15 protein-coding genes, 1 pseudogene and 1 other annotated feature are annotated in these 17,460 nt (G+C 50.8%); of the genes and pseudogenes, 10 read left to right on the forward strand and 6 right to left on the reverse strand.

Features of this window, described 5'->3' with window-relative positions; all coding sequences use genetic code 11:
- Positions 1–91: 91 nt before the first annotated feature.
- Entirely contained in the window at positions 92–478 is a 387-nt protein-coding gene (locus FS806_RS04480) for a VOC family protein (RefSeq protein ID WP_144933423.1), read from the forward strand.
- A 119-nt stretch (positions 479–597) separates the two neighbouring features.
- On the opposite strand, the gene pdxR is transcribed toward FS806_RS04480, so the two are convergent.
- Together pdxR and FS806_RS04490 are read right to left on the reverse strand one after the other, a co-directional pair.
- Positions 598–2,034, reverse strand: a complete 1,437-nt coding sequence (gene pdxR, locus FS806_RS04485) for a MocR-like pyridoxine biosynthesis transcription factor PdxR (protein WP_144933424.1) — start codon at positions 2,032–2,034, stop codon at positions 598–600.
- 306 nt (positions 2,035–2,340) lie between these two features.
- On the reverse strand, positions 2,341–2,673 hold the full coding sequence (locus FS806_RS04490) for a GNAT family N-acetyltransferase (RefSeq protein ID WP_144933425.1): 333 nt from the start codon (positions 2,671–2,673) through the stop codon (positions 2,341–2,343).
- A 518-nt stretch (positions 2,674–3,191) separates the two neighbouring features.
- Here FS806_RS04490 and FS806_RS04495 point away from each other — a divergent pair.
- The 5 genes from FS806_RS04495 (at position 3,192) to FS806_RS04515 (ending at position 9,901) form a co-directional block, all read left to right on the forward strand.
- Positions 3,192–4,232 carry a nucleotidyltransferase family protein gene (locus FS806_RS04495; RefSeq protein ID WP_144933426.1) on the forward strand — a complete coding sequence of 347 codons (1,041 nt, stop codon included), beginning with the start codon at positions 3,192–3,194 and terminating at the stop codon, positions 4,230–4,232.
- Positions 4,229–5,380: a glycosyltransferase gene (locus tag FS806_RS04500; protein ID WP_144933427.1), complete on the forward strand. Its 1,152-nt coding sequence runs from the start codon at positions 4,229–4,231 to the stop codon at positions 5,378–5,380. The genes FS806_RS04495 and FS806_RS04500 overlap by 4 nt, the downstream gene beginning before the upstream one ends.
- A complete protein-coding gene (locus FS806_RS04505; RefSeq protein WP_144933428.1) occupies positions 5,364–6,449 on the forward strand; it encodes a glycosyl transferase in 1,086 nt (361 codons plus the stop codon). The genes FS806_RS04500 and FS806_RS04505 overlap by 17 nt, the downstream gene beginning before the upstream one ends.
- Positions 6,421–7,842: a phosphomannomutase/phosphoglucomutase gene (locus FS806_RS04510; protein ID WP_144933429.1), complete on the forward strand. Its 1,422-nt coding sequence runs from the start codon at positions 6,421–6,423 to the stop codon at positions 7,840–7,842. The genes FS806_RS04505 and FS806_RS04510 overlap by 29 nt, the downstream gene beginning before the upstream one ends.
- Positions 7,843–8,027: 185 nt before the next feature.
- Positions 8,028–8,256, forward strand: a binding site (T-box leader).
- Positions 8,257–8,350: 94 nt separating this feature from the next.
- The gene (locus FS806_RS04515) at positions 8,351–9,901 is read left to right on the forward strand and encodes a 2-isopropylmalate synthase (protein WP_144933430.1); all 1,551 of its coding nucleotides are present in this window, start codon (positions 8,351–8,353) and stop codon (positions 9,899–9,901) included.
- A gap of 189 nt (positions 9,902–10,090) precedes the next feature.
- Here the strand turns inward: FS806_RS04515 and FS806_RS04520 are convergent, their stop codons facing one another.
- The 4 genes from FS806_RS04520 to FS806_RS04535 all read right to left on the reverse strand — a co-directional run bounded on the left by FS806_RS04520 (position 10,091) and on the right by FS806_RS04535 (position 13,919).
- Entirely contained in the window at positions 10,091–10,444 is a 354-nt protein-coding gene (locus FS806_RS04520; protein ID WP_144933431.1) for a hypothetical protein, read from the reverse strand.
- 53 nt (positions 10,445–10,497) lie between these two features.
- Positions 10,498–11,766: an MFS transporter gene (locus tag FS806_RS04525; protein ID WP_144933432.1), complete on the reverse strand. Its 1,269-nt coding sequence runs from the start codon at positions 11,764–11,766 to the stop codon at positions 10,498–10,500.
- A 342-nt stretch (positions 11,767–12,108) separates the two neighbouring features.
- Positions 12,109–13,311: an MFS transporter gene (locus FS806_RS04530; protein ID WP_144933433.1), complete on the reverse strand. Its 1,203-nt coding sequence runs from the start codon at positions 13,309–13,311 to the stop codon at positions 12,109–12,111.
- 26 nt (positions 13,312–13,337) lie between these two features.
- Positions 13,338–13,919, reverse strand: coding sequence for a TetR/AcrR family transcriptional regulator (locus tag FS806_RS04535; protein ID WP_144933434.1), 582 nt, complete (start codon positions 13,917–13,919; stop codon positions 13,338–13,340).
- Between the two features lie 224 nt (positions 13,920–14,143).
- Here FS806_RS04535 and FS806_RS04540 point away from each other — a divergent pair, with 224 nt between their 5' ends.
- The 4 genes and pseudogenes from FS806_RS04540 (at position 14,144) to FS806_RS04555 (ending at position 17,328) form a co-directional block, all read left to right on the forward strand.
- On the forward strand, positions 14,144–14,734 hold the full coding sequence (locus tag FS806_RS04540) for a TetR/AcrR family transcriptional regulator (protein WP_144933435.1): 591 nt from the start codon (positions 14,144–14,146) through the stop codon (positions 14,732–14,734).
- A 34-nt stretch (positions 14,735–14,768) separates the two neighbouring features.
- Positions 14,769–15,221: a DUF2269 family protein gene (locus FS806_RS04545; RefSeq protein ID WP_313960561.1), complete on the forward strand. Its 453-nt coding sequence runs from the start codon at positions 14,769–14,771 to the stop codon at positions 15,219–15,221.
- A gap of 18 nt (positions 15,222–15,239) precedes the next feature.
- On the forward strand, positions 15,240–15,698 hold the full coding sequence (locus tag FS806_RS04550; RefSeq protein WP_144933436.1) for a DoxX family protein: 459 nt from the start codon (positions 15,240–15,242) through the stop codon (positions 15,696–15,698).
- Positions 15,699–15,922: 224 nt separating this feature from the next.
- Positions 15,923–17,328: pseudogene (locus FS806_RS04555) on the forward strand (ATP-binding cassette domain-containing protein).
- Positions 17,329–17,460: the final 132 nt, after the last annotated feature.

Consider the following 17,460-nt stretch of genomic DNA (forward strand, 5'->3'; position numbering starts at 1 on the left):
AGATATCTTTATTTTGGGAGTGGAGTGGTTGTTTTGAAGGCAAGCCTGCTCTGCTTTGATATAGAATGGCATAACAAGGAGGGGCGAAAGGATGATCCAAAGACTCGATCACCTTGTTCTGACCGTAACCGATATGGAAAAGACCATCCGGTTTTATACGCGTATTCTCGGGATGGAGGAAGAAACGTTCGGTTCAGGAAGAAAAGCACTGCGATTCGGCCAGCAAAAAATCAATTTGCATGAGGCCGGCAAAGAATTTGAACCGAAAGCGAAACATCCTGTGCCCGGATCGGCAGATCTGTGTTTTATTTTCGATGGGATGACTATGGGGCAGCTTATAAATCATCTTGGAAATAATGATGTGGAGATTGAGGAGGGACCTGTCAGAAGGACCGGGGCGCTCGGCCCGATTGTGTCCGTATATGTTCGGGACCCGGATCAAAATTTAATCGAAATCTCCCGGTATCTTGAGGAGTAATTGGCTGACGGGCAAGGAATCCGCTTGAGTGATACAAGGGATCAAGAATCTGCAAACGGATTCTTGATCCCTTTATAGGTCGATTTCGAAATGGCTCCTTTAGGGGCTTTTTTACCGGATTAACCAAGAATGGTCCGAAGTGCTGAGGCGAATTTGGAAATGCCCGGAACGATTTCATCCGGCTTCGGTCTAGCAAATGTGAATCGCACATAGCCCGAATCCGAACCGTAGACGCTGCCGGGCACAAAGATGACTCCATGGCGGATAGCCTCCTCCAACAGCTTGCTATCGTTCACCTCGGGGATAATTCTGCACCACAGATGCAAGCCTCCCTGCGGAATCGAGAAGCGGACCAGGTCCGGCAGTTCTTTCTGAAGCGCTTCTATCAATAAATCCCGCTTATAAAGCAGATTCGTTCGCAAACGTTCCAAATGCGGCCGGATATACTTGGACTTCAAGAACTGGGCAGCAACCTGCTGGGGGACAACGCTAAGCCCGAAATCCATCTGCTGTCTGGCATCGGCAAGCCGCTCGACCACGGAATGAGGAGCGACCATCCAGCCCACCCGCAGCCCGGATGCGGCCATTTTGGAGAAAGAGCCGATGTAGAGGACCGAGCCGATGGAATCCATCGATTTCAGCGGTGTCGGCGGCGTTCCGTCGTAAGACGTCAGGCTGAAGGGATCATCCTCCACAATCGGGAGGCCCAGCTCGCTGGCCAGATCCAGCAGTTCCGTCCGGCGTTTGGCATCAAGGACGACGCCTGTCGGATTCTGATAATTCGGATTGATGAATACCATCTTGATGCGGTGTTTTTTGTATAAAGAGCGGACGTCCTCAGGACGGATTCCTTTAGAGTCAACGGGGAGACGGAACAATCGCAAGCCTGCCGATTGAAACATGGGCAGCGAGTAGCAGTAAGAAGGATCTTCAATGGCGACCGCATCTCCGGGGGTCAGCAAACACTGGGTAATTAAATACAAGGATTGCTGGGAGCCGGATGTGATGAGGATCGACGATTCCGTCGTTTGAATGCCCCGATATTGTTTTAAATACGAGACAACTGTTTCCCTAAGCGGAACAAATCCTTGCGGATTGTCATATCCGAGATATCCCGTATAGTGATTCTCGTCAAGAAGAGTATTGATCTCTTTCACGGGAGAGAGGTCCGCACCCAGTTCGCCGCTGGCAAAATCAATCAGCGCTTTGTCTTTCTGCAATGCTTCCCGAATTCGGCGCAAAAAAGGCAGATTAGGCAGGAAGCTGCCGCCTTCAACGTACCGGTGCCAGTTGGGGGTATGCTTCGGCATGGCTCCCCATTTATACTTGCTGACCCGGGTTCCGCTTCCCGTACGGCTTTCGATGATCCCTAACGAGCGAAGCTCCGCATACGCAAGAATGACCGTGCTTCGATTCACTCCCAATTGTTCGGCCAGTTTTCGTTCGGACGGTAGCAGGCTGCCCGGCGGAAATTCCCCGTATGAAATTCTCCGTTCGATGTCATCCGCAATTTGTTGATACAGAGGTTGGCTGCTGAGACGATCGGGCTTCCGCATCTTGGTCACCTCCTGCATGATGTAATGGAATGGATTGCGTCATAGGATTATTTTCATCATAACATTGGCTTGTAAATCATAGGCCATTCTTTTTATCAAAAAAATGACGAATCTATTTCAATCCGTTGAACATGGAGGGTGATTGGGCTGACAAATTGGATGGTGTACTCGGCAGTTAAGTCCCGAAGTCTCGATTACCGTTATTCCGCGAGTTTAAGCAGGGCCGGGGAGTAACGGTCGTGCTGTGAACGGCCTTCGGAGCCTCTTTGTTGCTTGGACCCCCGACAAGTAAAAAAAGCAGAAGACTTACTTCTGCTTCCCGCTATATTGCAAATGCAATATCGGATAAGGACGGCCTGCACTGTCCGTCGCATCCTCGCTGACCATCGAAAAGCCGCTTTTCAAGTAGAACATGACGGCATTCTCGTTTTGCTTGTTTACATCAACGGACGTCACGCCATAATCATGAATTAATGACCGGATGATTTGTTTTCCGTATCCTTTGCCGATTTGGCCGGGATCCAGAAACAACATCTCCAAGTGATATCCGTTTGTGGCTGAAAATCCTATTAAAGAGCTTTCGGCGTACCATAGCCGTACATCGAGATGAGGAAAATACGAAGGAATTTCTATCTTCATATCCTGTATATCGTTGAAACTTACAAAATGATGAGTGGCCGCTACAGATTGTTCCCACAGCTCATCATGCTTTTAGCAAAAGTGGATCAGGTCTTGAAAGCAGCGGGCGGATATATTAATATAAAATTGTTAGCACTCCACTAAATTGAGTGCTAAAACGCCAAAAGTGAAAGGAGAGAAAATAACAATGAGGAGATTGCGTAGAACCATTATCCGAGGTCTGAAAAAATCCGCCGGGTTATGGCCGAGAACGCGGCTCCGGAATGCTTCGTAATCAGCGAAGCCGGCAGCATTAGAACAATTTCATATCTGAAAATAGGAAGAAGCTTTTAAAAAACCATTGATTTTTTCTGAACAAGCTGCAAAGGCACGTTATCTGCAACCTGTTCACAATCAAATTGCGCAATACGTTGTTGCTTTCAAGGGACCGCGTATTACGGAGTTTTTTTGGCCCTATGGCGTGAGGATCCCTGGCTTTTCAAAACTTCTTTTTTATTTTTCAGGAGGGTGGTTCACAGATGAATGCACTTCTGCTAGCGGGAGGACTGGGTACTCGGCTGAGACCGTTAACGGAAAGCTTGCCTAAACCGATGGCTCTGGTGGGCAACAGCCCATGGCTGGAGCGTCTGGTCATTCATTTGCGGGAACAAAACATCCGGGAGATTGTTATGGCCGTCAAGCATTATTCGGAGGTTATCCAAGACTATTTTGGCACAGGGGAGAAATGGGGCGTCACCATTCAATATGCGGCGGAGTCATCGCCGTTGGGCACGGCCGGAGCGATCAAAAACGCAGAGCCTCTGCTGCACGACACGTTTTTAGTGATCAATGCGGATATTGTCCATGACATAGATTTGCAATCGCTGCTGTCGTACCATAAACGGCACGGCGGGGCCGTAACGATCGGATTAACCGAAGTAGACGATCCGACCTCTTATGGCGTCGTTGAACAGGACGGTGACGGCCGCATTGTCCGTTTTGTGGAAAAACCGGCACGGGAAGAAGCGCCTTCCTGCAGGATCAATGCGGGAATTTATGTCATGGACAAAAAGGCGCTGCAGCATATTCCGTCAAACCGGGAAGTGTCCATTGAACGGGAAACGTTCCCTTTACTTATTGAAAAGCAGTTGGGCGTTTACGGCAAAGTGGTGGACGGCTACTGGATGGATATGGGGACGAAAGAGCGCTATCGGCAAATTCACTGGGATTTGTTAAATCGGGTATATACGCTGCCGCTTCCGGGGGAGCAGAGAGGAAACGGCATCTGGATTGGAAGCAGCTGCAGCATTCCGTCCAGCGTTCTATTGATTCCGCCTGTGTTGATCGGCGACCGCGTAAACATTGGGGAGCGAGCGATAATCGGGCCGTTCAGTGTCATTGGAGATGACTGCATCATCGGAAGAAATGTTCGCTGCGCGGAAACGATCATGTGGCACCGCTGCCTGACCCATAACGAAGTCGTCCTGAACAACTGCATATTCGGGTATGATCTGGAAATCGGATCGGAGCATATTTTGCATGAAGCCGTCATGAGCCGAATGGAGGTGCTGCAGTCTTGACCCGAGTCGCCTATGTCAGTACTTATGTGCCGCAAAAATGCGGTTTGGCCACCTTTACCTTTCATTTAAGACAGGCAGTTAACGAAGCGAAAGGGAGACAGGATCGGGACCCGGTTGTCGTTCCCGTCCAGCCTGCCGGCGAATGGCATGAGGATGCGATCTTGTGGCCGCTGCGCCGCGACCGGCTGGAAGACTACGCAAAAATGGCGAGAAGAATAAACCGTTCCGGCATTGACGTCGTCTCGCTGCAGCATGAATTTGGCATATTCGGAGGAGAGGCCGGGGCTTATGTATTGAATTTCGTGAGGCAACTGGAGAAGCCGCTGGTGACCACCTTCCATACGGTGTTCGAGCATCCCCGCCCGCCTTATGATTCGATACAGAAGGAAATTGCGGAGCGAAGCGATAAAATCGTGGTCATGAACCGTAAAGCCATTGATTATTTACATGAAGCGTTCGGGGTGCCCCGCAGCAAGATCGTATTCATCCCGCACGGCACACCCGAGCCGAATCCGGAATTAAGGCAGGAGTGGCGCAGCACATTGAACTGGAGCGACCGCAAGGTACTGATGACCTTCGGATTGCTGAGCCGGGGCAAAGGGCTGGAATGGATCATAGAAATTCTGCCGGAGATCGTGAAGAGGGTTCCCCAAGCGCTGTATGCCATTGTCGGGCAAACCCATCCGGAGGTAAAGCGGCAGGAGGGTGAACGGTACCGGGAGCAGTTACGGGGGCGGATAGAGGAGCTCGGGCTCGAGCAGCACGTCATCATGATCGATCGCTATATGGATGAGCCCGAATTGGTTAAGCATCTGACGGCTTGTGATATCTATGTCACGCCTTATCCGGGACTGCAGCAAATTACGAGCGGTACATTGGCTTATGCGGTCGGGCTGGGCAGACCGGTTGTCTCGTCTCCCTATTCTTATGCGACCGATTTGCTGGCAGATTATCCGGAGCTTCTGCTGGATCCCGGGGATTCGGACGCCTGGATTAACAAAATAACCGAGCTTCTGGCGGACGATGCAGAGCTGGAGAAATGGAGCCGGAAGATCGGTTTCATTGGTCAAAATATGCATTGGCCGGAAGTCGGCAGGCGCCATGCCGAGCTGTTTTCCGAGGTGAGGGCTCTTGAGTACGTCCGTTGACGCGCTTAAGCATCTCTTCCGGTTAACAGATGATACCGGAATTATGGAGCATGCTTGCGGTATCGTTCCCCGGAGACAAGAAGGATACAGCACCGATGACCAGGCCAGAGCGCTTTGGGTTTGTCTGGAGTGGCTGGACATCGTCAGCGAGAGAGAGTCGGGAAGAATATATGCGCTCATCGACAAGTATTTGTCCTTTATGCTGTGGGCTCAGACGGAAGACGGCCATTTCCACAATAATTTCGCTTACGATCGCTCGCGAGAGGCCGAATCTCCGTCAGAGGATTGTCTAAGCCGCTGCCTGTGGGCCTGCGCACGGCTTATGGTTCGCCTGCCGGATACGAACCGGTTCATTGCTGCGGAGACGATGCTGAGGCAAGCGCGGAAATACATAGCCGGTATGAACTCTCCCCGCGGCTGTGCGTATGCGCTGGCATCATTCAGTCTGCTGGCCAAGCATCGTTATCCTGTCGATTACGAGAGCGAAGTCGCAGCTCTGGCGAATAAACTTGTGAGCCATTACCGGCGGCATGCAAGGGAGGATTGGCATTGGTATGAGCCCGCGGCGACCTATAGCAACGGGCTGCTGCCATGGGGCCTGCTGTGCGCATATGAGGTTACTCCGAACCGGCAATGGCTTGACGTTGCGGTCGAAAGTCTGGACTTCTTAATTCGTCTTATGACGAATGAACGGGGACAAATCCGCCCGATAGGGAACCGGGGATGGTGTACCCGCGAGGGGAGGGCGAAATGGGATCAGCAGCCGATCGATGTCATGAAGCTTGGCCTGGCGGCGGCCAAAGCTTATGAGATCGTGGGGCGCTCCAAATATTACGATGCTGCCATGAAATGCCGGGCCTGGTTTCACGGGGAAAATGACGCCCGCACGGCTATGGTGGACCCGAAGACAGGGGGCTGCTACGACGGGATTGGTGAACGGGGAGTGAATTATAACCAGGGAGCGGAAGCGATCATATCTTTTTTGTTGACAGAAGCGATCATGATGAAATTAACCCATTCCGGAGATGAGGTGAAGGTACATGCAAACTACGCAGGAGCGATATCTTGAAATCCCGAAGCAGGTGTTCAGGGAATATGACATTCGCGGCAAAGCCGGTGAGCAAATCAGTGCTGATTTCAGCTATTTGCTCGGTGCTGCGTTCGGCAATAAAGCGAAGCTGGCGGGAGCCGACAAGGTAGTGGTCGGTCATGACAACCGCAAATCTTCTCCCGATTTTCACCGGGCGCTCATCAGCGGCCTGCATCAATCCGATTGCCGGGTGATCGATATTGGAGAAGTGACAACGCCGATGTTCTACTATGCTTTGGAACACTTCAAGTGCCCGAGCGGAATAATGATTACGGCCAGCCATAACCCAGGGGACGACAACGGCTTTAAGATAGCGATGAACTACTCGACTATATATGGGGAGGCCATTCAGGAACTGCGGCAGGCGATGCGAATGATAGCGGATAAAGAAGAGCTGCCCCAGAAGCACCGCTGGAAGAATGGTTTGCTTCAACGCGAGGACATCGAGGTGCCTTATTTGTCCATGTTGAGGGATAAAATCAAGCTTGGCCCGCGAAAGCTGAAAGTCGTTGTCGATTGCGGCAACGGTACGGCATCGCCATTCGCGCCGAAGGCACTCCGCAACTGGGGCTGTGAAGTGGTAGAGCTGTACTGCCAGTCGAATCCGGACTTTCCCCATCATCATCCGGACCCCGTGGATCCGGCCAATTTGGCCGATCTGATCGCGAAGGTCAAGGAAGAGCGGGCCGATCTTGGCATCGCGTTCGACGGCGACGGGGACAGGCTTGGCGTCGTGGATGAACAAGGAAACATTTTATGGGGAGATCAATTAATGATCTTGTTCTGGAGGGAAATATTGCCGAAATATCCCGGCTGCCAGGCGCTGGTGGAGGTGAAGTGCTCGCAAGCCCTGGTTGAAGAAATTGAGAAACTGGGCGGCCAACCGATCTTCCACCGCACCGGACACTCGCATATAAAAGCGTCGATGCGGAAGCTCGACACGCCTTTTACCGGAGAAATGTCGGGGCACTTGTTCTTCCGGGATGAATACTATGGATTCGATGACGCTCTGTATGCTGCGGGACGCTTGTTACGAATAGTGAGTCAATCCGGCAAGCCTCTCTCCGGGCTCTATGCCGACGTCCCGCGGTATTGCTCGACTCCGGAAACGAGAATTCCGTGCGAAGAGAATGAAAAATCTAAAATCATAAATAAAGTGAAACAGTATTTCCGCGGTCTTCATGAAACGGTAGAGGTCGATGGAATCCGGGTATTGTTCCCCGATGGCTGGGGGCTGGTGCGGAGTTCAAACACACAGCCTATCCTGGTGCTCCGGGCCGAAGCCGGCAGTCATGAAGGGCTGAAGCGGATCAAGGCCGAAATGGAGAAGGCGCTGCGCAGCGCTTCGGGACATGTGCAAGTCCAGTGGTGATCCAAGGGGAGGCTCATCCTTGCCGCGGAGGGAAACGCCTTCCTTCCGTCCTTCCGTCCCGAAGCAAGAGGTGCCGGAAGGTTATGAGTGAAATGGTTGTATGAATTTAGGTTATAAATTCAGGTTATAAATTTAGGTTTGACAAAAAAATTCCAATACCCTATAATAGCCAATAAATTAATACTCCAAATGTTGTGATTAGAATTAGTAGGAGTGAAATGACCTTCCAGAGAGCCGTTGGTTGGTGTGAAACGGCAGCGTCGATCACTTTGAACTCGTCTATGAACAGCTGCCCGATAATGTAGGGTATGACGGAATTCCCCCGTTACAGGGATAGATGGTGATGGCCATCGAAAGAGATCATTTCGCATGAAATGAATTAGAGTGGTACCGCGGGTTAACCTCGTCTCTATACGTAGAGACGGGGTTTTTTTGTTGATTAAAGTCCGGGTTTAATCAACCCCGCTTGACATATAGATATCCAAAAAGGTTTAGGGAGGAAACAGAGATGAACCGAAACATCATCGTGCTGGATACCACATTGCGTGACGGCGAACAAGTGCCGGGCGCCAAGCTGAACGTCAATCAAAAAGTCGAGTTCGCTCAGCAATTGAAGCGGCTTAATGTAGATATCATCGAAGCGGGATTCCCGGCTTCTTCCGCGGGAGATTTCAACGCGGTCCGGGAAATTGTCCGCACCGTAGGAGATTCCGTATCGATTACCGCTCTTGCGCGGGCGGTTAAGAGCGATATCGATGCCGTACATGAGAGCATCAAGCTTGCGCAAAATCCGTTCATTCATATCGTGCTGGGCACCTCCAACATCCATGTCGACAAGAAATTTAACCGTTCCAAGGAAGCTGTCATGCAGATGGGAGTCGATGCGGTCAAGTACGCCAAAACTTTGCTTCCTGAAGTGCAGTACTCCACGGAAGACGCGTCGCGATCGGATTTCGAATATTTGTGGCGAACGATCGAGGCCGTAGTCAAAGCGGGGGCCACCATCATCAACGTGCCCGATACGGTAGGCTATGCTGTTCCGGAGGAATTCGGCGATCTGATCCGGCGCATTAACGAGCGTTTAAAAAATTTGAACGAAAACGTAATCCTTAGCGTTCACTGCCATAACGACCTGGGGCTGGCGACGGCCAATACGCTCAGTGCGATCCATAACGGAGCCGATAAAGTCGAGTGCACCATCAACGGTTTGGGAGAACGGGCTGGCAATACATCGCTGGAAGAGGTTGTGATGGGGCTCAAAGTGAGGGAAAACTATTATCACTGCTCCACCCGGATCCAGACGACAGAGCTGCTCAGAACTTCCAGATTGCTGACCCATTTGACGGGACTTGATGTGCAGGTGAACAAAGCGATTACCGGCGAGAACGCTTTTGCCCATTCTTCCGGCATACATCAGGACGGACTGCTGAAGGACCGTCAGGTCTATGAAATCATGTCGCCCGAGGAGGTCGGGGCGGAAAGCATGGAGCTGATCCTGACGGCCCGTTCCGGAAGGCATGCCTTCAAGAACGCAGTTGAGAAGATGGGCTTCGATCCGGGCGATGCCGAAGATTTCGAAGCGCTGTTCGCGAAATTTCTTACTTTGGCCGATGCCAAGAAAGAAGTTTACGACCACGATGTGTTTTACCTGGTGACCAGTCACCGCACCTTGAATGAAAACAGCGGTCATCTGTACGAACTGGAATCCTTTCAAGTAGTAACGAACGATCTGTATCCTACCGCTACGGCCAAATTGAAGAAGGGCTCCGAGACGTTCAAAGGCAGCGCGGTTGGCGATGGTCCGATCGATGCCTTGTACAGTGTGCTGAAAACATTGACGGGGCTGGAGGTCCAATTGAAGGATTACAAAATAAACAGCCTGTCCCGGGGCAAAGAAGCGGTCGGCCGGGTCAATATCCGTATCGAGTATCAAGGCAAAATCTACTCTGGACGCGCCATGGACACGGATATCATCAAGGCCAGCGCAGTAGCTTTCCTGAACGGCATCAATGCCGCATTGCTGGATGCAGGCAGCGACAGCCCGAACCCGCAAAGCTAATTTCTAAGCCCCATAGTGCCTAATTCTAAGCAATAATGCACGTCTTTTCGGAGAAAGTGTCGGAAGTACCTGATTCTAGAGCAATAATGCACGTCTTTGGAGCGTTTTTTAGCAAAAGGGTCCCATTTTGTGAAAAAGACCTGCACATTTGCGCGTCTTTCGCCTTTTTATTGGAAAAAGGCACCGATTTTAATGTATTTTTGCTCGTCTTTGCGATGTCTTCGCCGATGTCCCGACGTATTCCGTAAATCCGGATGATCTCTCCTGCCGGCGGCGTGGGATCGTGCATAGAATAGCGAGCCATTCCTTCTTGTTCAGACGATGGCGTACAAAGAGATGGTGACGGGTATCCCCGGAGACAGAAAGCCGGTTTAATTTCATTTGGAAGTTAATCCGGCTGTACGCAGGGTGGTTAGTTGAGATCGGCATTGCTTGTGCCGGACAGCAGGTTGTCTGAAGCAGCAGGGGAATGTGGTGATACCAGAAAATGGTAAAAGCAACCCACGGTTTGCGGGCCGCTCTTAACCGATCAAGCAGATTCAAGGTACGGTATTCAATAGAAACGGCATAGTCCAATCGAGGCCGTTAGCCGCGCTTCAGGGCTGGACGCCCCGGTCTTGCCGGACAGCGTCCGTGGTCGGCTTCGCGGATGGCCGGTGCCATAAGGCGATAAGGAGAAGAACGATCGCGCTTCCCAGATAAAGATACAACATTCCGTTAGGCAGGCCGACCAACAAGTATGTCAACATCGGGCCCAGCGCGGAGCCTAGATCGGTAGCCACCGAGTAAGCGGTCATGACCGCTACGACGGAAGAGAGCCGGGCGACATCCGACGCCAAGGCGTCCAATAAAGTGGAGACGGCTGTGCTGGCCGCCATGATGAACAAGATAATCGCGCACCAAGCGTACAGCGGAAGGTTCCAAGGCACCAAGGCGTATCCGGCCGCCGAGACGACCAGCGCCAGGCAGAAGAGGGGCAGCCGACCCTTCGGGCCGTCCGAGCGCCTGCCGACCCAGGCGGCGAGGAACGGCTCCCACGCCCAGCGGGCCGCCTGGAGTATGCCTGCCAGCATCGTGCTCGTCATGACTATGCCGATCAGCATCATTGGCTGAGTATAGTTGGTTTCGATCAACAGACTTAAAGTGGCGACCATGACTGTCTGGATAAGATAAAGCAGCAGGCCGGTAGCGATGATTATGATAACTGGCTTGGTCCAAATCCTTCTGCTTATGCTCCGGTCTTCCTTCTGCATCTGCGAAGCTTCGGTATCATTTGCTTTACCGCCGGTAATGTAGAGGGCGACATAGGGAAGACCTGCCAGCATGAACAAGCCGAATACGATGGAGACGGCATCCATGCCGCACAATGGAACGAGAATGCCGCCGGCCAGCATGCCAACGAGGCTTCCGAGCCGGGATATTCCGTTAAAGCGTCCCATCAATCGCCCCCGATTCGAATCGTCGGAGTAACGGATAACGGTTAAATAGCCGCCCATACGCAGGAAAGACCAGGCTATCCCCCACAGGCCTCGGAGAATGAGCCATATGGCAAATCCATCGAAAAGTCCGTAACCGACTGTCGTTGCAGCAGCCAGCAGCACGGCAAGGAATAGTCCGATGCGTAGAGGCATTTTTCTGTAAAGCAGACCGATTAGCGGCGTCGATGGCAGGCGGATAAAACGGTTCACCGACAGGAGAACGCCGACCTCCCATAATGCACTGAGGCCGGCTTCTTTCCAGTAAATAGGCAGTACGATGTACAGCATGGAATCTCCGAGCAGACAGAGTGCGGTAACAATAGCAATGATCGTAACCGGCCGCTGCCCGTTGCCGGTCGTCGTTTCTTTCAATAAATTAAGGTTCATAGATTGTCATGAGGGTCAGAAAGGCCGTCTGTTCGTCACAGGGTACCTTGTACCTTGTGCGTAAGACCTGAAAATGCCCAACCGGTTCGATATGAAGCAAACCGAGAATGTGGGCGACCTTCATTCTTCTCCTACATGCTCCTTTTTCTGGGAAATCTTTCTTCACTCCCTTCTTTTTACCCCTTTTTAACATTTCGGTCAAGACCAGACTTATAAATAGCCGATGAAGCCTCCGTGAGGGCGCTGCTTTCCGGTGTAGTCAAACAGGGTCCGGGCCTTCGCAAAAGCGGAAAAGCGCCGAAGGAACCGGGTTGGTTCCTTCGGCGCCCAAGGCTCTTCCGATTATTCCTGCAAGCTTTCTCCCATCGGATTCTCCTTCCACATCATTGTAATCCCGAGTCCGATGGCCATAATGACAGCAGCGAAAAGATAAGGATAATGGATGTTTAAGTCAAATAATATTCCAGCGACCGCAGGCCCGACGATATTACCCAGGCTCGTATAGGTGGAGTTCATTCCCGCCACAAATCCTTGCTCTTTGCCGGCAGACCTGGATAGGGAGGTTGTCAATGCCGGACGAAGCAGGTCAAAGGCGAGGAAGATGAAGCAGGTTACGGCCAGCACGACCCAAAAGTTCGAGATTACGGTAGATACGACCGCCATTATGGCGCCAGAAATCAAACATAATTGGATCAGCTTCTTCTCACCGAGAATATCGACCATTTTTCCAAACATGAAGATTTGCACAACAACGCCGAAGATGGAGCTTATCGTAATAATGGTGGCTATGTCCTTGGGCGTAAAGCCGAATTTATGATCGGAAAAGAGGCTAAAAACCGTTTCATAGGCCGATAATCCGAAAGCAAGAACAAACACGATGATAAAGGCAATAATGTAAAGCGGATTAAGCGATTTTCTTAAATCTGTAATAAAGCTAGTATGCTTTGCAGCCGCAGAGATTTCCTTAAGCTGTTCCTTGGTAAGCTGCTCCTTTAGGATAAAAATAGATGAGATACAGGCTATGAAGGCAATCGCCGCCGCAAAGAAGAAAGGCATGCGAACGCCATATTCGGCGATAAAGCCACCGACGCCCGGCCCTATAATAAAGCCGGTGCTGATCGCCGCGGAAACGTAACCCATCGCTTTGGGTCTCTCCTCGAGAGACGTAATGTCTGCCACGTATGCAGTAACCCCGGGCATAATAAAGGCGGCGCTGATTCCTCCCAAAATCCTGGACAGGTAAAGCCACAATACCTCCGTAGCCAAACCGAAGATAAGTTCCGAAACGCTGAAAAGGAGCAGGCCGATGGTGATGATTTTCTTCCTGCCATAACGGTCAACCCATCGTCCTGCGAACGGAGATGTCAGAAGCTGTGCCACCGCGAAGATCGCTACAAGATAGCCCATCGTCTTTCCCGACAAATGCATGATATTCATAAAAGACGGCATGACGGGGATGACGAGGCCGATGCCCAGAAATGCTATGAATATATTGCTCAGAAGTATGACTAATACCATTTTTTGTTCTTTTATTGTTTTTTTCATGGATCAACACTTTCTTTCTCTAAGTATCAATGATGCGAAATTCCTCTCCAGAATACCGTCCAGGAGGCTTCCAGCTTTTCTTTCAGCCTTCTCTTATCATTGCCGTATACTAACTCAATCATTATGGAATCGACGACTCCCAAGAAGGCGAGGGTCGGTGTTTTCGCTGCCTCTCCGACAATGGCATCGGCATCGATCCAATCCCGGAATTTGCTCTCCAGTACCGCCTGTACCTTCTCCTCGAGATCAATCACTTCCTTCTCGATAGCTTGAGCCAGATGAGCCGGCGGGAAGAAGGACATCCGCAGCCAAAACGTTAACTGCTCATTTTTTTGGAAAAGATCTATGACCAGCTGCAGAAAACCATATAAATTCTGTTCAGGATGGCGGGAATCCATATTACGAAAATATTCAAGCTTGGAAGACAGCTCCGTCTCTTTCGCATCACGCAAAACTTGCAGAAAAAGATCATCCTTTCCTTTAAAATGGGCGTAAATGGATTGCTTCTTCATGCCGACTTCTTCGGCGATCTGAGAAAGGGAGGCTCCTTCATAGCCATGAATGGTGAAATATTTTAACGCAGCCTCTTTAATTTCATTGCTTTTCAACCTTATCACCTCAATTAACGAACGTTCGTCAGTCATCATAGCAAAATAAAAAATGATATGCAAGCAAAAAATAAGCCCGCCCGGCATATTGGACAAATGTTGCGGACATGAGAGACCTTATTTTGCCCATGGGCTATTTTGTTGAAAAATATTTGCCATACCTATTTACAAACCGACGGTCGGTTTTTATAATTAGAGTATGTAAAATGTCTGGAGGAATGATTATGAAGAATGAGGATCGCAGGAAACAAACCATCCGGCAATTACTGGATGCGACAAAACAATTGCTTAGGGAGAAAAGCTGCCACGCTATAACGATGAAGGATATTATGGATCAATCGCAGTTGTCCAAGGGGGCCATCTTCCATTATGTGAAGAGCAAGGATGAAATTTTTGCCTGGGTGCTGCAGGAACGGCTGGAGGAGATCCACGAACATTTTATGAGCGAAGTTGAGAAGGGCGGAAGAACGTTCGACGGACCGATGCAAATCATCTCGAACAATCTGGCCGGCTTGGAGGATGCAGAGGAGGTAACCAATAAGGTTCTCGTGTATTTGCTGGGCAGGGAGGATGAACCCGCCGTCGCGGAAGTGCTCCGGAGCTTCTATGAGAGATCGGTGCATCTGTCCAAACAATGGATTATGATCGGCCAACAGCACGGTGTGATACAGGAGTCGGTCGATCCGGACAAGACGGCGGAATTGTTCGTTCTGCTCGCTTTCGGTCTGCGCGTTCGGGCTTCGCTGCCAGCGCTCCCCGTTTCATTCGCTGCCGGGGATTTATCGGCGTTCATGGCCCATCTGTTGAAAAAATAATAGCTTCATAGAAAGGAAAATGCGCTATGCATTTATGGCTGTTACTGCATTTGGCCGGTGTCGTATTATTTGTCGGAAATATCGTTACGGCGGCGTTCTGGAAATTCGCGCGGACCTGCACAAAAATCCGGTCGTCATTCACTCTGCGGTCAAAAACGTCATGCTTGCCGATTTTGTGTTCACTCTGCCGGGACTCGTCCTGATCATTCTATCGGGGATTGTTATGGCTGTTCAGACGGAAATGCTCGCTCAGGGATTTAATTGGCTAATGGCGTCGTTGATCTTGTTTGCGGTTACCGGCGTAGTCTGGCTGGCGGTGCTCCTTCCCCTGCAGCGGGCCATGATCCGTTATAGCGCCGCATGTGTGGATCGCGGGTACATCACGGAGGAGTACGCCCGAGCTTCCCGTTGGTGGGCTGTCTTCGGCACCATCGCCACTCTGCTGCCGGTTGTTATTCTTTATCTGATGATTGCAAAAAGCTTCTAAATCCGGGGAGGGATAACAATGGCTCCGTTTATCGCTCTGCTTTCATCCTTTGTGCTCTTTCGGGGCATCGGCTTGCTTGGCTGGCCTTATTTCGACGGTTGGCATTCTTCCCTGCGGGCGGCTGTAGTGGTCATGCTGCTGCTTGCCGCCTCCGCCCATTGGGGCAAGAGGCGTCCTGATCTGATACGGATGGTCCCGCCTTTTTTTCCAAAAAGAGAATGGATTGTGACCGTGACCGGTTGTCTGGAAATTGCAGGGGCTATCGGCCTGCTGCTGCCGGCTTTCTCGTTTGCTGCATCTGTGTGCTTGACCGTGCTGCTTCTTGCCATGTTTCCCGCCAACGTATATGCCGCCCGGGAAAAATTGACGATCGGCGGCAAGCCTGTGCCAAAGCTGTCTTTCCGTATTGTGCTGCAGATTGTTTTCATAGCGGCGGCCCTGCTGTCATCACCGATGTTCGGTCCAGAGCTTGGATGACAGGCAAGGGTTAAAACAATATCATAGGCAGGTCGGCTATAAGCCTCCTGGACATTCTCATTGAGAAGCTTCTCTCCATGTGATTGTAAGGGGGCTTTTATTTATGGGCATCAAAGGACGGGCATAATTTTTGCAAAAATAAAATTTGTCCCGCAAATTCCTGACAAACGGATGTCAGGGTCGTAGGTTTATACTTTTAGATAAAAAGCGAATGGGGGAGTTCCATGTCACAGCAGGAGTACATTGTCATACGGGGAGCCAGGGAAAATAACTTGAAAAATGTATCGCTTCGAATCCCCAAACGGAAAATAACGGTTTTTACCGGAGTGTCGGGATCGGGTAAATCATCGATCGTTTTCGATACGATAAGTGCGGAAGCACAGCGGCTGTTAAATGAAACATTCACGGCGTTTATCCGAAATCGTCTGCCTAAACACAGCCGGCCTGATATGGATTCGATAGAAAATCTGTCCACCGCCATCGTTATTGATCAGAGACGTCTGGGGGGCAACTCTCGTTCGACATTGGGCACTATTACCGATATTTATTCGATGCTCCGCCTGCTTTACTCGCGCGTAGGCAAGCCATTCGTCGGGTACTCCCACGTCTTCTCCTTTAACGATCCGGCAGGCATGTGTCCGGGATGTCAAGGCCTCGGCAAAAAGGTGGAGCTCGATGTTCGCAAACTCTTTGATCCATCGAAGTCATTAAATGAAGGAGCGATATTATTTCCCGTGTTTTCCGTAGGGTCGTGGTATTTAAAAACATATACCTTGTCAGGTTTATTCGATAATGACAAGAAGCTTGCGGACTATACGGAGCAGGAGCGGGAGCTGCTGCTGTACGGCAAAGGCAAAAAAATAAAGCTTCCGTCCAAGGGAGGACCGATCCAGTCTGATTATGAAGGAGTCGTCCACAAATTCAACCGTCTGTATATTCAAAGAGACAGCAGCGAATTGTCCGAGAGTACCCGAAGCAAGGTGAACCGCTTCATTACCCTTGTCGCGTGTCCGGAGTGCAAGGGCGCCCGTCTTAATCAGGCGTCTTTAAGCTGCACCATCAACGGACTTAACATAGCGGAATGCTCTGCGATGGAGATAAGCGAGCTTCATAAAGTGATAAACCGTATCAAAGATCCGATCGCGGCCCCGCTCGTATCCGCTTTGTCGGAGCGGCTGCAGCATCTGATCGACATAGGGCTGGATTATCTCACCTTGAACCGTGAGAGGCGCTTGAATTTTTTGATAAAGAAGAGATACGACGCCAGCTGCAGGCTATAGATGATGTTGGTTTGCATTATTTGACACTCGGCCAACCGTTAAGCACGCTGTCCGGAGGGGAATGCCAGCGTATTAAGCTGGCGGGCGAATTGCACAGGAAAGGAAAAATCTATGTCATGGACGAGCCGACAACGGGACTTCATCTATCGGATGTGGATCATTTGTTGACCATTCTAAACCGACTTGTCATTGTTATTGAACACAACCTGGATATCATCAGACAGGCGGACTGGGTGATCGACCTTGGACCGGAAGGCGGTCATAAAGGCGGACAGGTTATTTTTGCAGGAACGCCAAGGCAGCTATCTGACGCTCAGGGATCGTTAACAGGTATGTATATAGGAAAATGAAGAATGCTCAAGATGGATGAAGTACACTTGGGTGTCAGCCGTTGCTGGGATGATGGCTAAGTGGTTGACCACCGTCATGCGACGCCAAACACCGCGCGCCGGGAGTCTGGAGCGTTGCGGAAGGCTGGGGGG

Origin of the sequence: Paenibacillus sp. 32O-W (assembly GCF_007679495.1) — a bacterium.
GTDB classification, from domain to species: Bacteria; Bacillota; Bacilli; order Paenibacillales; family NBRC-103111; genus Paenibacillus_L; species Paenibacillus_L residui.

Excerpts from the sequence above, each read along its gene's own strand:
- FS806_RS04480 (WP_144933423.1), top strand. The coding sequence starts at position 92 with ATGATCCAAAGACTCGATCACCTTGTTCTGACCGTAACCGATATGGAA.
- pdxR (WP_144933424.1), bottom strand. The coding sequence starts at position 2,034 with ATGCGGAAGCCCGATCGTCTCAGCAGCCAACCTCTGTATCAACAAATT.
- FS806_RS04490 (WP_144933425.1), bottom strand. The coding sequence starts at position 2,673 with ATGAAGATAGAAATTCCTTCGTATTTTCCTCATCTCGATGTACGGCTA.
- FS806_RS04495 (WP_144933426.1), top strand. The coding sequence starts at position 3,192 with ATGAATGCACTTCTGCTAGCGGGAGGACTGGGTACTCGGCTGAGACCG.
- FS806_RS04510 (WP_144933429.1), top strand. The coding sequence starts at position 6,421 with ATGCAAACTACGCAGGAGCGATATCTTGAAATCCCGAAGCAGGTGTTC.
- FS806_RS04515 (WP_144933430.1), top strand. The coding sequence starts at position 8,351 with ATGAACCGAAACATCATCGTGCTGGATACCACATTGCGTGACGGCGAA.
- FS806_RS04525 (WP_144933432.1), bottom strand. The coding sequence starts at position 11,766 with ATGAACCTTAATTTATTGAAAGAAACGACGACCGGCAACGGGCAGCGG.
- FS806_RS04530 (WP_144933433.1), bottom strand. The coding sequence starts at position 13,311 with ATGAAAAAAACAATAAAAGAACAAAAAATGGTATTAGTCATACTTCTG.
- FS806_RS04540 (WP_144933435.1), top strand. The coding sequence starts at position 14,144 with ATGAAGAATGAGGATCGCAGGAAACAAACCATCCGGCAATTACTGGAT.
- FS806_RS04545 (WP_313960561.1), top strand. The coding sequence starts at position 14,769 with ATGGCTGTTACTGCATTTGGCCGGTGTCGTATTATTTGTCGGAAATAT.
- FS806_RS04550 (WP_144933436.1), top strand. The coding sequence starts at position 15,240 with ATGGCTCCGTTTATCGCTCTGCTTTCATCCTTTGTGCTCTTTCGGGGC.